General features: G+C 71.3%; 10 protein-coding genes. 8 read left to right on the forward strand and 2 right to left on the reverse strand.

All coding sequences use genetic code 11. The features are described 5' to 3' along the window. Positions 1-515: 515 nt before the first annotated feature. Positions 516-1,685, reverse strand: a complete 1,170-nt coding sequence (locus ACWGDX_RS11855; protein ID WP_453624624.1) for an acyltransferase family protein — start codon at positions 1,683-1,685, stop codon at positions 516-518. Between the two features lie 826 nt (positions 1,686-2,511). On the opposite strand from ACWGDX_RS11855, the gene ACWGDX_RS11860 reads away from it, so the two are divergent. The 7 genes from ACWGDX_RS11860 to ACWGDX_RS11890 all read left to right on the forward strand — a co-directional run bounded on the left by ACWGDX_RS11860 (position 2,512) and on the right by ACWGDX_RS11890 (position 9,275). Further along, positions 2,512-3,726, forward strand: a complete 1,215-nt coding sequence (locus ACWGDX_RS11860) for a PP2C family protein-serine/threonine phosphatase (protein WP_453624788.1) — start codon at positions 2,512-2,514, stop codon at positions 3,724-3,726. 38 nt (positions 3,727-3,764) lie between these two features. Next, positions 3,765-5,498: a sensor histidine kinase gene (locus ACWGDX_RS11865; RefSeq protein ID WP_453624626.1), complete on the forward strand. Its 1,734-nt coding sequence runs from the start codon at positions 3,765-3,767 to the stop codon at positions 5,496-5,498. Between the two features lie 44 nt (positions 5,499-5,542). Then, positions 5,543-5,974 carry a response regulator gene (locus ACWGDX_RS11870; protein WP_453624790.1) on the forward strand — a complete coding sequence of 144 codons (432 nt, stop codon included), beginning with the start codon at positions 5,543-5,545 and terminating at the stop codon, positions 5,972-5,974. 441 nt (positions 5,975-6,415) lie between these two features. Further along, positions 6,416-7,363, forward strand: coding sequence for an MASE1 domain-containing protein (locus tag ACWGDX_RS11875; protein WP_453624628.1), 948 nt, complete (start codon positions 6,416-6,418; stop codon positions 7,361-7,363). Positions 7,364-7,543: 180 nt separating this feature from the next. Beyond that, complete coding sequence (locus tag ACWGDX_RS11880) at positions 7,544-7,756, forward strand: hypothetical protein (protein WP_453624630.1); 213 nt, start codon at positions 7,544-7,546, stop codon at positions 7,754-7,756. Positions 7,757-8,066: 310 nt separating this feature from the next. Continuing rightward, positions 8,067-8,348: a DUF1876 domain-containing protein gene (locus tag ACWGDX_RS11885; protein WP_365903199.1), complete on the forward strand. Its 282-nt coding sequence runs from the start codon at positions 8,067-8,069 to the stop codon at positions 8,346-8,348. 219 nt (positions 8,349-8,567) lie between these two features. Beyond that, positions 8,568-9,275 (forward strand): response regulator, encoded by a 708-nt coding sequence (locus ACWGDX_RS11890; protein WP_453624632.1) that lies wholly within the window; start codon positions 8,568-8,570, stop codon positions 9,273-9,275. A gap of 113 nt (positions 9,276-9,388) precedes the next feature. Here ACWGDX_RS11890 and ACWGDX_RS11895 read toward each other — a convergent pair whose 3' ends face one another. Continuing rightward, positions 9,389-11,107 (reverse strand): GAF domain-containing sensor histidine kinase, encoded by a 1,719-nt coding sequence (locus ACWGDX_RS11895; protein WP_453624634.1) that lies wholly within the window; start codon positions 11,105-11,107, stop codon positions 9,389-9,391. 202 nt (positions 11,108-11,309) lie between these two features. Here ACWGDX_RS11895 and ACWGDX_RS11900 point away from each other — a divergent pair, with 202 nt between their 5' ends. Further along, positions 11,310-12,134 carry a universal stress protein gene (locus ACWGDX_RS11900; RefSeq protein WP_453624636.1) on the forward strand — a complete coding sequence of 275 codons (825 nt, stop codon included), beginning with the start codon at positions 11,310-11,312 and terminating at the stop codon, positions 12,132-12,134. Positions 12,135-12,292 lie beyond the last annotated feature (158 nt).

Here is a 12,292-nt window from a genome sequence, read left to right on the forward strand (position 1 = left end):
CTGTAGGTGTTGTGGACGAGGACCGGCGTGGCGCCAGCGAGCACATAGTACGTGTGGAGTTTGGCGACGCTGAAGTTGTAGGTGCGGACGTGGTCCGTGTAGGCGCGGTTGGCGGCGATCTTGGCTGTGGTGCCGTCGGGGGTGCTGAGGGTTGTGCCGGGTTTGAGGTCGGCCCTCCACCGTCCGCCTCCTCCTCGGCACCCCCGACGCCAACGGCGACACCATCCCCGACATCTGGGCCGTACGCGCCGACGGAGCCGTACGCTTCCACCCCGGCAGCAGAACCGCCCTCACCGGCACCGGAACCGAAATCATCGGAGCATCCACCTGGTGGCGAACCCGACAGACCATCGGCTGACCCGGCTTGCCTCGCGAGAGGCAAGGACCATCTGCCACACGCGGTCGCCCCGACACGGCCCGGCGCACCATGCGCCGGGCCGCCGAACACACCGCTCACGCGAACGGCCCCGACGCACAACGCCCCCCGGTCAGGTCGACGGGCAGAGCGTCGTCGGCTACGCCGCCCGGCGCCCCGCCGAGGTGAAGAGCCATCCCACCGGCGGTCTGGTGAGCGGCTGGACCAGACGTCGTACGGGCCGGGAACCCAGGACGGCGGTCAGGGTCAGGGCGCACAGCACGAGCCCGGCCAGTTCGACGGGGGTGTTCGCACGGGCGATCCAGCCCGTCTCGCGTACCGGGAGAATGACCAGGGGGTGCAGCAGATAGATGGTGAACCCTCCCGCGCCCAGCGCCGAGACGAAGGGAATCCGGCGCCGGGGCACCACCCGCAGCAGGCACAGCACGAGAGCGACCGCGCCGGCGAGCACGAACAGCCGGATCACCCAGGCCCCGTACAGGCCCAGTGTGTCGGCCGAGGTGTACGGGTGCCGCATGGACGTCCAGGTGCCCTTGACGTGGTCGTGCCAGAGCCACCCGACCAGGATCCCCCCCGCCAGAGCGGCGACGGCCACCGGCAGGGTCCAGCGGGCCGTGAACCAGCCCCGCAGGGAACCCTGTCCGATCCGCCACCCGATGAGGAAGAGCGGCAGGTAGACGACCGTACGGCTGGCGGAGAAGGCCAACCCCAGCTCGTCGACATAGCCGGCGGCCAGGGCGACCACCGAGGTGACCGCCAGCGGGTGGCGCAGCAGGACGACGACCGGGAGCAGCAGACGCCAGCAGATCAGCGACATCAAGAACCAGAGAGTCCACGGCAGTTGCGTCACATGGAGCTTGAATTCGCTCCCCAGCGCCACCATTTCGAGCGAGTACAGCAGGCTGAACAGGGCCGCCGGCAGTGCGATGCTCCGTACGATCCCGCGCAACCGGTGTGCGTCCAGCGGGGCGGCGGCGCTGAACACCCCGGCCAGCACGACGAAGAGAGGTACCCGCAGCGCCCAGGTCGCCACATGGAACGCCTGTAGCGACTCGTGCCGCTCCATGACACTGCCTATGGTGTGCAGGACGACGATCAGCGTCGCGGAGACGTAACGCGCGTTGTCCCACCAGGGATCCCTGGTGGGACCGGCGCCTCCGGTGCGGGCGGACGGCTCCCCCGGCGGCTCGGCGGACGCGGGTGGTTCCGTCCGCGACGGCGCCAACGGCGCATCCGGGAAGGGGTGTTCGGCGCGTTGTGGCGGTGCCGTGGTACGCGCCGTGGAGATGGTGGGCGGTGTCTGCTGCATCGTTGTATCGGAACTTCCGTACGGAGTGGGAGACATGGGCTCGGCGGGCGCGGTGGACCGGGCGCCCGTCCGGCGGTGTCACGGGCCCGCCCGCGCGGGCGCCCGTGCCGTACCGGCGAACGGGGCCGCGCGCGGGCGCGGGTGAGGCGGGTGGGGCGGTCCTCGGCGGAGCGGTTCAGGACATGGGCGGGCGGAGCATGGCGAGGACCGTGGCACCGGAGGTCATGTCGTGCGGCGGAATCACGCGGAGGGCCAGGAGCGCGCGGTGGCGCGGTTGAACGAAGCGGACACGGAGAGCCCCCCAGCTGGTGATCACGCAGACACTCGGGAATCGAGACCCGGCGCCTGTGCTCTCACACCCCCCGCCGGGCTCACCCCATAGTGGTGTTTACGATAAGCCCATAGTTTGTACAAATTATCCACCGATGCGGGATCGTGACCGCACACCCCCCGGCCCACGAGAAAGGTCCGTGGGCGGTGTGCTGGGTCCTCGGTCGAGTGTCCGGACGATGGCCGTCCCGGGGACAAAACACGGTCTTACGGGGTGTGCGGGGCAGGCCCTGGCTCCGCGACGGGACGCGCCGGCCGGAACCGCCCGTCCTGCTGGTTTGCCGTCGGCGTGCCTCGGGGAGCGTTCTCCCGCCGCGGGACACCGCGAGCGTCATGACCCCGGCCGTCGCCTATGCTGCCCGCTGGAACGGGGCCGAGTGGTCGGTACCGCCGGTGAGGGGGAAGCATGGCCGACTTGCCCGTCAGTACCTCGTCGCGTCCCGCGCGAAGTGATGACCACGCCGGTACCGCGTCCCCGCTCGCACCACTGGGGGAGGTGCCGCCCCAGAATGCCGCGGCGGTTTCCCGTGGCTCCCTGTGGTCCGTCGACGGGGTGATCGACGGGGTGATCCTGCTGGTCGAGGACGACGCGGGGGACGCGCTGCTCGTGGAGGAGATGCTCGCCGACAGCGATCTGGACTCCTCGCTCACCCGGTGCCGGTCGTTGGCCGAGGGACAGCGATTCCTCGCCGGCCGCACCACCCCGGTCTGTGTGCTCCTCGATCTCCACCTCCCGGATGCCCGGGGCGTCGACGCGGTCACCCGGATCCTCGCGACAGCGCCGGACGCCGCCATCGTCGTCCTCACCGGTCTGGCCGAGGGCGAGGCGGGGCTCGCGGCCGTGGCGACCGGTGCGCAGGACTATCTGGTCAAGGGACGGATCGACCCGGAGTCGCTCGGCAGAGCGGTCCGCTACGCCCTCCAGCGCAAGCAGGTCGAGCGGACGGCGGCGGCGCTCCGCGCGAACGAGCTGATGGCCAAGGAGAACGCCCGGCTCGAACGCGGTCTGCTGCCGGTCCCGCTGCTGCGCGGCGACGATTTCGAGGCGACCGCGCGATACGAACCGGGCCGCGCCCACGGTCTGCTGAGCGGCGACTTCTACGATGTCGTCCAGACCACGGACGGCACGGTCCACGCGGTCATAGGGGATGTCTCGGGCCACGGGGCGGCGGAGGCCGCTCTCGGCGTCTGCCTGCGGGTCGCCTGGCGCACGGCCGTGCTCTGCGGGACGGCGCCGGTGGACCTGGTCCCCCTCCTGGAGGAGATCCTGGTCGCGGAACGCTTCGACCAGCATGTCTTCGCCACGGTCAGTTCCCTGGCCTTCCCGCCCGGGGGCCAGGAGGTCCGGGTCGTACGCGCGGGCCACCCGGGACTGCTCATACGCGACCAGGCCGAAGTCCGCTGGGAGGAGCCGGAGGCGGGCATGGCCCTGGGGCTGCTGCCGGACACGGGCCGGTGGACCGAGACGACGCTGCCGCTGCCGCCGGGAGGGCATGTGGTGGTCTTCACCGACGGCCTCTTCGAAGGGCGCACGGGCCCGTCGGCCCGGCTCGGTGAAGAGGGACTGCTCGAACTGGCCGGTGAGCACAGCGCGCTCGCGCCGCAGGCCTTCGTCGACGCGCTGGTCGACGGGGCGGCGGAGGGAGCGGCTCCGTACGGCGGACTCGCGGACGATGTCGCGGTGCTGCACCTCGGCTGGGCCGCTCCGTGAAGCGGCACGCAGAAAACGGGACGCCGGCGTACGGACCGGTGAGCGGGACACCGCGCCCTCCCACGGCCTGGCACACCACGGCGGCCCGGCTCTCGGTGCAGGGCTGGGTTCAGCTGATCCTCGGGGCCCTGGTACTGGTGGTGTGCGGCTGCACCGTCGTCGGCGGTGTGCTGCTGTCGCGGACCAACGACCGGACCAATGAGCTGGTCGATCACATCCAGCCCGCCCGTTCCACGGTGTTCCAGTTCCAGAAGTCCCTGCTCGACCAGGAGACCGGTGTGCGGGGCTTCGCGCTGACCGCGGACGACTCGTTCCTCACGCCGTACACCCGTGGCCGCGAGGACGAGCGCAGACTCGCCGCCCGCGTGGGCGCCATCGTGGCATCCAGCCCTCAGTTCACCAGGGACCTCGACCGCATCACCCGCGCGGCACGGACATGGCGGAGCGAGGAGGCGGAGCCGCTGATCGCGTCCGTACGCACCGGAGCCCCCGAGGCGGCCTCCGCGGCGCGGATGGCGGGCAGCAAGGAGAGCTTCGACGAGCTGCGCCGTCTCTTCGCCGTACAGCAGGAGCACCTCGACACGGCCAGGGACCGGGCACGGGGGGAGCTGAACGACGCGCGGTCGCTCCGCGACACCGTGCTCATCCTGATCCTGGTCGTCTTCGTCCTCGCCGTGGCGGGCCTGGCCCTGCTGCTGCGGCAGATGGTGGGCCGTCCGCTCAACGCGCTGCGGGCCGCGTCCGACGGCGTACGCGCCGGGGCGTTCGACCGGCGCATCGAGGTCGGCGGGCCCGCCGACCTCCGGGCCGTGGCCGCGGCGGTCGAGGACATGCGCGGACGCCTCGCCGACGAGATCGCCGCGGGACGCTCACGAGAGGCCGTGCTCGCGGAACAGACCGAGGAACTGCGGCGTTCGAACTCGGAACTGGAGCAGTTCGCCTATGTCGCCTCGCACGACCTCCAGGAACCGCTGCGCAAGATCGCCTCGTTCTGCCAGCTTCTGGAGAAGCGGTACGGCACGGTGCTGGACGAACGCGGCAAGCAGTACATCGACTTCGCGGTCGACGGCGCCAAGCGCATGCAGACCCTGATCAACGACCTGCTCACCTTCTCCCGGGTGGGGCGGGTGCACGACACCCGGCAGACCGTACGGCTGGACAAGGTCCTGGACCGGGCGCTGGGCAATCTGGGTCTGGTGATCCAGGAAGCGGGGGCCACGGTCGTACGGGCGGACCCGCTCCCCGGGGTGAACGGTGATCCGACCACGCTGACCATGCTCTGGCAGAACCTCATCGGCAACGCCGTCAAGTTCCGCAGGCCCGACGTCCCCAGCCGGATCACCGTCGGCTGCTCGCGCCAGGGCGACGAGTGGCGGCTGACCGTCGTGGACAACGGCATCGGCGTCGCGCCCGAGTTCGCCGAGAAGGTCTTCGTCATCTTCCAGCGGCTGCATGGCAGGGACGAGTACGAGGGAACCGGGATCGGTCTCGCGCTGTCGCGGAAGATCGTGGAGTTCCACGGTGGCCGGATCCGGCTGGAGCCGGGCCCGGAGGGCGGCACCAGCATTGTCTTCACCCTGCCCGTCGCCGCCGGCGGACCGGAAGCCCCCGAAGCGGCCCGGCCGTCCGGAGCGGCCCGGCCCCCCGCGTCCGAAACGCCCGAACCGCCTCGTACACCGGCCCCACCCGGAGACCACGCGCCGCCGTACGCGGCCGGGGGGACCGGCGAGGGCGACGCGCCGTCCACCACCCCACCGGGAGCCCTCTCATGAATTCCTCGACCGCCCCGAACAGCTCCTCCGGCGCCCAGGTCTCCATGCAGCCGATCGAGGTCCTTCTCGTCGAGGACGACGCGGGCGACGAACTGATGACACGCGAGGCATTCGAGGACAACAAGATCCGCAACACCCTCCGTGTGGTGCGCGACGGCGAGGAAGCCCTCGACTACCTGTACCGGCGGGGCGCCCACCAGGAGGCGCCCCGGCCGGATCTCATCCTGCTGGATCTCAATCTGCCGAAGTACGACGGACGCCAGGTGCTCGAACGGATCAAGACCGATCCCGATCTCGCGCCGATCCCCGTCGTCGTACTGACCACGTCCTCGGCGGAGGAGGACATTCTGCGCAGCTACAAGCTGCACGCCAACGCGTATGTGACCAAGCCCGTCGACCTGGAGCAGTTCATCTCGGCGGTCCGCCAGATCGACGAGTTCTTCGTCACCGTCGTCCGGCTTCCCGGGCGGGTGTGACCGTCTCGCCAGCGTGGTGACCGGCCGGCTCGGCAGGCCCTGACGGCCGAACACACCACGGACCTGTGGCGGACGCGGAGTTGGCGTGGTGGCGTCGAAGGTGCTGACCGTGCCCCCGCAGGCCGCTCCGAACGGCCCTGCCGGAAAGGGCCGGTTGACCGTGTGCGGAGCGCGATGCCCACCCGCGAGGCCGAGTGGGTGAGCGCGGGGAGTACGGGCGCGGGGAGTACGGGCGCGGGGAGTACGGGCGCGGGGAGTACGGGCGCGGGGAGTACGGGCGCGGGGAGTACGGGCGCGGTCGCCGAATCGACCACGGCACGGCCCCCGCCTCTTGCCCCGGCCCGTGTGACGACCGGCCCGTGCGTGTCATGGCGGGACTGGGCGGCGGGGCGTTGTCTGATAGCTGGTGTGGCGCGTACCGGGAAGAAACGACGGCTGTCCGTGACTGTTCTTCGCATCCTCGGCGTCGCCGTCGCCTACTACGCGGGCACGCGCGTCGGCACGCTGAAGGGGGTGACCAGGCTCGACGGCGTGAATGTCTCCCCCCTCTGGCCCGCCACGGGCATCGCCTTGGCGGCCCTGTTGCTCCTCGGGACCGGGGTCTGGCCGGGAATCACCCTGGGCACCTTCGGCAGTGTGGCCACGCTCGGCCCGTTCGGCGCGTCCAACGTCGCGATCCTGGCGGGCAACACCGTCGCTCCCCTCTGTTCCTGGCTGCTGCTGCGCCACGTGGGCTTCCGCGTACAGCTTGACCGGCTGCGGGACGGGATGGCCCTGGTCTTCCTGGGCGCCCTGACGGGGATACTGATCAGCGCCACGGTGGGCACGGGGGCGCTGGCGCTCAGCGGAACGCTGCCGCTGGGTTTCTGGCCGACCTGGCTGGCGTGGTGGACGGGCGATGCCATGGGTGTCCTGCTCGTCACGCCCTTCCTGCTGGTCCTCTGCCGTATCCGGCTGCCCCTGCCGACCCACCGATGGGCCGAGTCGGCCGCCATTGTCGTCGCCGCCGTCGTCATCACACCGCTCGCCGTCACGAGGTCCCTCACCCTGGTCTTCCTCTTCTTCCCCGTACTCATCTGGGCGGCCCTGCGCTTCGAACTCGCCGCGAGCGCCCCGTACGCGCTGTTCGTCTCGGTCGTGGCGATCCTCGAAGCGGCCAAGGACATCGGCGCCTTCGCCCACTACAGCCTCATGGAACGGCTGTTCAGTCTCCAGGTGCTCAATGGATCCGTGGCACTGACCTCGCTTCTCCTGGCCGCGACCATCACCGAGCAGAACAAGCTCAGGCAGGGCATCGAGGAGGCGTGCGAGGCACTGGCGAAGGTGGTGAAGGAGATCGCACCGGAGAAGACGCGGCTGTGGCCCCCGGACCGGACACAACAGCCCTGACGAGTGATCGGGCGACCGGGTGGGTGATCGGGTGGGTGATCGGGTGATCACCGGCTCCGAGAAGCAGGGCACCACCGCGACAGGGAAGAGGATCGGCGCCGGCGGAGCCGAGACTTTGGTCGCGGCTCGGTATCCCCTCGGCCAGTACCGGCTCCGACCGGCGTTTTCTACGCTCGGGGGATGAAGGCCTTCCTCGGATTCGTCAGCTTCATGTTCATCTCCTTCGGCGTCAGCGGTCTGCTGCACCAGTGGATCGACTGGTTCCCGACGTTCTTCGGCTTCTTCCGCTTTCTCGTCCCCGACGGCTACGAGATCTACGGCTACCTCGTGCTGACCGTGCTGGGTGTCGGCGTGGCCGCCGCGAGCGACGCCGTGGGGAAGAGGAAGAGCTGACGCGCCGCGGGCGGCGCGGCCGGGGGGAATCGGCGTCACCGTCGCCGTCGCCGTCGCCGTACCTTCGCCCGTCCATGACGGCCGGCAGACGGGCGACTACGCACTGTTCGTGGTCTCCCCGTCCCCTGACCGATGACGGGCCATGCCCTCGGCCGCTTCTGGTGCGGTGACCGGCTCGACCCGACCCGGTGACCGGCTCGACCCGACCCCACTGGGGACCTTTGGCCCCTGCCTGTCGGCACCCCGGGCGTCCGACAGTGGTGTTGTGGGCCGCTCGAACGCGGCGGCCCTCCGAGGAATGAGGCAGGCCATGTCGAAGACAACGGAGTGGACCGTACGTCTCTACCTCTTCGAGGAGGACGGGAGAACCACGGCGCGCGTGGTGCTGGACACCGGGACCACGTCACTCGCCGGACACGGCAAGGCCCGGTGCAGCCCCGATGACGTGGACGTACCGGAGATCGGTGACGAGCTCGCGGCCGGCCGCGCGCTGGCCGATCTCGGCGGGCTGCTGATCCATGTCGCCAACCGTGACATGGAGGGCGTCGGCGCGGCACCGTCCGGACGGAGCCGCCGCCGCGGGTGGCTCTGACGAGCGTCCGGGCGACCCCACGGCCGCCCCGCCGCCCCCGCCGCCCACCCGGTTGAGCCGGTTGGACCCGGCGCGGAGCTGGCCAGGGGACCCGTTCGGCCCTGGTTCGCCCCGGGGGCCCGGTCCAGGATGGAGGGGCGGCGGCCCCACGGCCGCCCCACGGCAGTGAAAGCTCCGACAGCAGTGACGGGACGACAGCCCACAGTGCGGAGGAACAACATGGACGAGGCACGGGACTTCTCCCCGGAGAGGCCGATCCGGGTGTTCCTGCTCGACGACCACGAGGTCGTGCGGCGCGGTGTGCAGGATCTGCTCGACGCGGAGCCGGACATCGAGGTGGCCGGTGACGCGGGATCGATCGACCAGGCCCTGGCACGCGGCCCGGCCCTGCGGCCGGACGTCGCCATTCTCGATGTACGGCTGCCCGACGGCGACGGGATCACGGTCTGCCGGGAACTGCGCTCGCGGATGCCCGGCCTGGCCTGTCTGATGCTCACCTCGTTCGACGACGACGATGCCCTGCTCGACGCGATCATGGCGGGTGCGGCCGGATATGTGCTGAAGGAGATCAAGGGAGCGGATCTGGTGGCCGCCGTGCGCACCGTGGCATCCGGTCAGTCCATGCTCGATCCGGCGACGACGACCCGGTTGATGAGCAGTCTGCGCGGCGACGAGACCGCGGTGGAGCCGGAGCCCGACGCGCTGTCCGAACTCTCGCCCCGCGAACGGGAGATCCTCGCCCTGATCGGTGAGGGCCTGACGAACCGTCAGATCGGCAAGCGGCTCTATCTGTCCGAGAAGACGGTCAAGAACCATATCTCGCGTCTGCTGGCCAAGCTCGGCGTCGAACGGCGTATCCAGGCCGCCGTCCTCGCCACCCAGGCCGGTCCCCACCCCGGCCCCGGTCCCGGCGACGCGCCGTACTGACCACCCGCCGTACTGACCACCGGCGGTACCGGCCACCACGCGCCGTGACCACCACGCGCCCGGGGTAACCGCCACGCGGGCGCCCACGCGGGCGGCCGCAGGCGCCCACGGGGTCAGTCCTGGTTGATCGGTACCGTCCATACGACACGCGTGCCCCCCTGATCAGGGGTTTCCAGCGTCAACGTACCTCCCAGGCCCTCCGCTCTCCCGGCCAGATTGTCCAGACCGCTTCTGTGGCAGTCCGCCGGGACACCGGTCCCGTTGTCCGTGACGGTCACCGTCAGCCGGCCCTTGCGTACGACGAGGGACACCTCCGCCGCGCTCGCACGCGCGTGCCGTGCGACATTGCTCAGCGTCTCGGCCAGGACCGCGACGACATGTTCGGCGACCGCGGGCGGCACATCCGTGTCGATGAGTCCCTCCATACGCACCGACGGGGTGAAGCCGAGGGAGCGTACGGCCTGCTCCACCACCATGGTGGCCCGGACCCGCAGCCCCTGGCGGGCACGGCCCGTGTCATGGGCGCGGAGCCCGAAGATCGTCGAGCGGATGATCTTGATGGTCTCGTCGAGATCGTCCACGGCCCGCAGCAGCCTCTCCCGCGCGGCCGGATGCTCGACGAACCGTACGGTGCTCTGGAGGGTCATCCCGGTGGCGAAGAGGCGCTGGATGGCGAGGTCGTGCAGATCGCGCGCGATCCGGTCGCGGTCCGCCAGAAGCGTGAGCTGTTCGGCCGAGCGCCGCCGTCCGGCGAGTTCCATGGCGAGGGCCGCCTGTCCCGCGAAAGCCAGCAGAGGGGCCGTGTCGGCCGGGGTGTACGGGGTGCTCCCACGGGTCCGGGCCAGCAGCAGCACACCGCGCACACAGTCGTCGGTGATCATCGGCACCGCGACGGCGGGCCCCAGTCCGCGCCACCGCGGGGGCCCGGCGGTGATCCTCGGATCGGTCCCGACGTCAAGGCTCGTGAGCGGCTCTCCGGCCTGGAGCGCCGCCCCGACGAACGAGCCCTCCCGGGGAAGCACCAGACCCCGGTGGGCCTCCGCGTCGACTCCCTCGGCGAGCGCGACCCGCAGCACGTCCTTCTCCGCGTCGGGAAGCGCCAGCGCCCCCAGGTCCGCGCGGACGATACCGCGCGCGTGTTCGACGATCAGCGGGAGCACCTGGGTCTCGTCCGCTCCGGACAGCAGACTGGCGACGATCTCCGCGTTGGCCTCCAGCCAGCGCTGGCGGTCCCGGGCCTCCTCGTACAGCCGCGCGTTGTCGATGGCGACGCCGGCCGCCACGGCGAGGGTGGACAGGACGGCCTCGTCCTCGTCGTCGAAGTCCTTGCCGCCGTGTTTCTCGGTGAGGTAGAGGTTGCCGAACACCTCGTCCCGGATCCGGATCGGCACCCCGAGGAACGAGTGCATGGGCGGATGACCGGCCGGAAAGCCGTACGACGCCGGGTGGTCCGACAGTTCGGAGAGCCGCAGGGACTCGGGATTGCGGATGAGTTCGCCCAGGATTCCATGGCCCTCGGGCAGATGGCCGATGGCGTCGGCCTGTTCCTCGGTGACACCGACAGGCAGGAACTGCGAGAGCCGCGGCTTCTCCCCGATGACACCCAGGGCGCCGTACTCCGCGTCCACGAGCACCACCGCCGCCTCGACGATATGCCGCAGCACCTGGGGCAGGTCCAGTTCCCGGCCCACCGAGAGCACGGCTTCGAGCAGGCTCCGTACGGACTCCGGAGCGCCGTGCTGGACCGCGTCCAGATGGGCCTGCACCTCCTCCGGCAGGACATCCAGCCGTCTCGGGGTGTCCGCCGTCCGCCTGTTCCCGTCGTCGCCCACGGTTCCTCCGGCGCGGCCGGCACGTCGTACCCCGTCACGGCCGCACTTCCACCGTAGCCGCAGACGGACCAGGGCACACCGGGCCCGGGAGAGTCACGCTGGAGGGGGGACACGACCCGCGGGGACGGCCGGCGGACGGTCGCGGGAGGAAGGTCACGGGGGAGAGATGGTCCGGAAGGGTGAGAAAAGGGAGGTGGGAGCGATGGAGCTTCCCCTGGTCGTGGGGGTGGACGGATCGGACGGCAGTGTGTGGGCGGTCGACTGGGCCGCGGCCGAGGCCGAGCGCTCCGGCCTGCCGCTGCGGCTGGTCCATGCCTCCCTCTGGGAGCACTACGAAGGGGTACGGCCGGGGCCCGGCACCGACCGCCCCTCCGAGCAGATACGGGCGGAGAACCTCGTCGCCTCGGCCGAGGAGCGGGTGGGCCGCCTCGCCCCCGATGTGAAGGTGTCCACCGACATCCAGCCGGAGGACCCGGTGACGGTACTGCTGAGGGAAGCCCGGGAGGCGGCGCTCCTGGTGCTGGGACCGCGCGGGCACGGTCCGCTCGCGGCGATGCTCCTGGGGTCCGTGAGCCTGGCCGTCGCGGCCAGGGCCCGCTGTCCCGTGGCCGTGGTCCGTGGCGGGGACCCGAACCGGCGGGCGGTCCACCGGCGCGTGGTCGTCGGTGTCGGGGACCATGCCGACAGCGCCGAAGCCACCCGCTTCGCCGTCCGCGAGGCGCACTGGAGGGGCTGCGAGCTGGTGGCCGTACGGGCCTGGCACGGCCAGGACCGCCGGCCGGCGCAGGCGCGCGTGGACGAGGTCCTGGCCGTCGTCGACGGCGAATACCCCGATGTCGTCCCCCGGCCCACACTCGTGGAGGGCCCGGTACGCCGGACGCTCCTCGACGAGACGGCGGGCGCCGATCTGCTGGTCGTCGGCGCGAAGCGGCGCCACCCGCCCCTCGGTCCGCACCTCGGCCGTGTCCAGCACGCGGTACTGCGTCACGCGGCCTGCCCGGTCGCGGTGGTCCCCGCCACGGACTGAGCCGGACCCCCGTCGAACCGCGTGAACCGCGTGAACCGCGCGGGAACCACCCGGGGCCGAGCAGGCGGGCCGGACCACCCGCACACCCCGCGTGGCCCCCGGGTCAGGACTGGTCGTCCCCGCTCCCATGGGCCGGTCGGCACTCTCGCCGGCCCAGG

The organism is Streptomyces sp. NPDC055025, from assembly GCF_053608565.1.

Excerpts from the sequence above, each read along its gene's own strand:
- ACWGDX_RS11855 (WP_453624624.1), bottom strand. The coding sequence starts at position 1,685 with ATGCAGCAGACACCGCCCACCATCTCCACGGCGCGTACCACGGCACCG.
- ACWGDX_RS11870 (WP_453624790.1), top strand. The coding sequence starts at position 5,543 with ATGCAGCCGATCGAGGTCCTTCTCGTCGAGGACGACGCGGGCGACGAA.
- ACWGDX_RS11880 (WP_453624630.1), top strand. The coding sequence starts at position 7,544 with ATGAAGGCCTTCCTCGGATTCGTCAGCTTCATGTTCATCTCCTTCGGC.
- ACWGDX_RS11885 (WP_365903199.1), top strand. The coding sequence starts at position 8,067 with ATGTCGAAGACAACGGAGTGGACCGTACGTCTCTACCTCTTCGAGGAG.
- ACWGDX_RS11890 (WP_453624632.1), top strand. The coding sequence starts at position 8,568 with ATGGACGAGGCACGGGACTTCTCCCCGGAGAGGCCGATCCGGGTGTTC.
- ACWGDX_RS11900 (WP_453624636.1), top strand. The coding sequence starts at position 11,310 with ATGGAGCTTCCCCTGGTCGTGGGGGTGGACGGATCGGACGGCAGTGTG.